Origin of the sequence: Clostridium sp. CCUG 7971 (assembly GCF_017590215.1) — a bacterium.
In the GTDB taxonomy this organism is placed as follows: Bacteria; Bacillota; Clostridia; order Peptostreptococcales; family Peptostreptococcaceae; genus Faecalimicrobium.
Map to the genome: position 1 here is coordinate 1 of NZ_JAFFPK010000148.1, position 2,299 is coordinate 2,299.

Here is a 2,299-nt window from a genome sequence, read left to right on the forward strand (position 1 = left end):
TTTTCAGAGTATTAACTCTAAAATTGCGGGTGTAGCTCAATGGTAGAGTTCCGGCCTTCCAAGCCGGCTGTGAGGGTTCGATCCCCTTCACCCGCTCCATAAAGATTATGTGGTTATTATAGCAAAGAGGATACACCTGTTCCCATTCCGAACACAGAAGTTAAGCTCTTTAGCGCTGATGGTACTTGGTGGGCAACTGCCTGGGAGAGTAAGACATAGCCACGTAATCTTTTTTTATTTTAAGGCTTTAGGTTTATATAAAACTAAAGCCTTTTTATATATTAAATTATCAAAATTTATAAATATATTGTCATTTTTGTGAGATAATTAAAAATAAAATTTTATCTATACAATTAGTTTTTACCACTAAATTATTAGTTAAACTACATAATAAAATGGATAAAAAATGAATTTATAAAAAAATTTAGCATTAAATTTTATATAAAGAACATAGTATTAAACAGTATTTGGGAATTTATAAAAATAAAAATTATAAAAATATAGAATAATAGTATTGAAAGTTGTTAATATATATAATATAATAAATATCAAATAAAACAAATAGTAAAAAGCAAAGAAGGAAATTAGTAAAAAGCAAATTTATATTCAGAGAGTGAGTGGATGGTGAGAACTCATTATAATGGTTTTTGAATCTATTCCGGAGCTTCTAGTAAAAAGCTAGACGTATACCTACGTTACAGGTCTGAGAGGATTATATGTTTATATAATCAATTAGGGTGGCAACGCGGATCAAAGACTTTCGTCCCTTTTGTAGGGAATACGAAGGTCTTTTTTTATTACAATAAATCAAACAAGCGCTTGTAAAATTAAATTTATTTTAGTATATACCAATAAAAATAACGTTACCATTACTGAGAATTAATAAAAAACAAATAAAATAGTTTATATCAAGTAATATTTTCCGTATAGTTTGAAAAGGGTGAAGGATTTAATAAATATATTTAGATTATAAAAAATAGGAGGACAATAATATGTTAGATATCAAAAGAATAAGAGAAAATTTAGAAGATATTAAAAAAGCTATGGACAGAAGAGGGGAAAAAGAATTTGACCTTGATGCTGTAGTAGAATTAGATGATAAAAGAAGAGAATTACTTAAAGAAGTCGAAGTAATGAAAAATGAATTAAATGTTGAATCAAAGAAAATACCTCAACTTATAAAAGAAGGTAAAGATGTTGAAGAAGCTAAAGCTCAATTAAAAGAATTATCTGATAAGATAAAAGGATTTGATGAGAAAGTTAGAGAAGTTGAAGCTGACATGGAATATAGATTAATGAGAATACCAAATGTTCCTCACCCAGATGTTCCACAAGGAACTACTGATGAAGACAACGTTCAAGTAAGAACTTGGGGAGAACCTACTAAGTTCGATTTCGAAGAAAAAGCTCACTGGGATATAGGAACAGGACTTGGAATATTAGATTTTGAAGCAGCTGGTAAAATAACTGGATCAAGATTTACTTTATATAAAGGGTTAGGAGCTAGACTTGAAAGAGCTTTAATAAACTTCTTCTTAAACACTCATACAGATGAACATGGATATACAGAAGTATTACCACCATTTATGGCTAATAGAACTAGTTTCGTAGGAACGGGACAATTACCTAAATTCGAAGAAGATATGTTTAAGTTAGAAGGTTTAGAGTACTTCTTAGTTCCAACTGCGGAGGTTCCTGTAACAAATATACACAGAGATGAAATATTAAAGGCTGAACAATTACCAATAAAATACTGTGCATACACTCCTTGCTTTAGATCAGAAGCAGGATCTGCTGGTAGAGATACAAGAGGTTTAGTAAGACAACATCAATTCAATAAAGTTGAACTAGTTAAGTTTGTTGATCCTGAGAAATCTTATGAAGAATTAGAAAAATTAACTAATGATGCTGAAAAGATGTTACAATTATTAGGATTACCATACAGAGTAGTTAGAATATGTACAGGAGATTTAGGATTTACTGCTGCATTTAAATATGACTTAGAAGTATGGATGCCAAGTTACAACAGATACGTTGAAATTTCTTCTTGTTCAAACTTTGAAGACTTCCAAGCTAGAAGAGCTGGTATAAGATTCAAGAGAGATAAAAAATCTAAAGCTGAATATGTTCATACATTAAACGGATCAGGATTAGCAGTAGGAAGAAGTTTAGCTGCTATATTAGAAAACTATCAACAAGCTGATGGATCTGTAGTAGTTCCAGAAGCATTAAGACCATACATGGGTGTAGATGTTATAAAGAAGAATGAATTATAAGATATAGATGCTATTAATAAAAA

At 30.1% G+C, this 2,299-nt stretch carries 1 protein-coding gene, 1 tRNA gene, 1 rRNA gene and 1 other annotated feature; all 3 genes read left to right on the forward strand.

The annotated features are described in order from the left end of the window. Nucleotides 1-25 precede the first annotated feature (25 nt). The 3 genes from JWF52_RS16560 to serS all read left to right on the forward strand — a co-directional run bounded on the left by JWF52_RS16560 (nucleotide 26) and on the right by serS (nucleotide 2,276). Nucleotides 26-99 (forward strand) — tRNA-Gly (locus tag JWF52_RS16560). 9 nt (nucleotides 100-108) lie between these two features. Next, nucleotides 109-225: ribosomal RNA gene (rrf, locus tag JWF52_RS16565) — 5S ribosomal RNA — on the forward strand. A 340-nt stretch (nucleotides 226-565) separates the two neighbouring features. Further along, nucleotides 566-771: a binding site (T-box leader), on the forward strand. Between the two features lie 221 nt (nucleotides 772-992). Beyond that, nucleotides 993-2,276 carry a serine--tRNA ligase gene (gene serS / locus JWF52_RS16570; RefSeq protein WP_208334622.1) on the forward strand — a complete coding sequence of 428 codons (1,284 nt, stop codon included), beginning with the start codon at nucleotides 993-995 and terminating at the stop codon, nucleotides 2,274-2,276. Nucleotides 2,277-2,299: the final 23 nt, after the last annotated feature.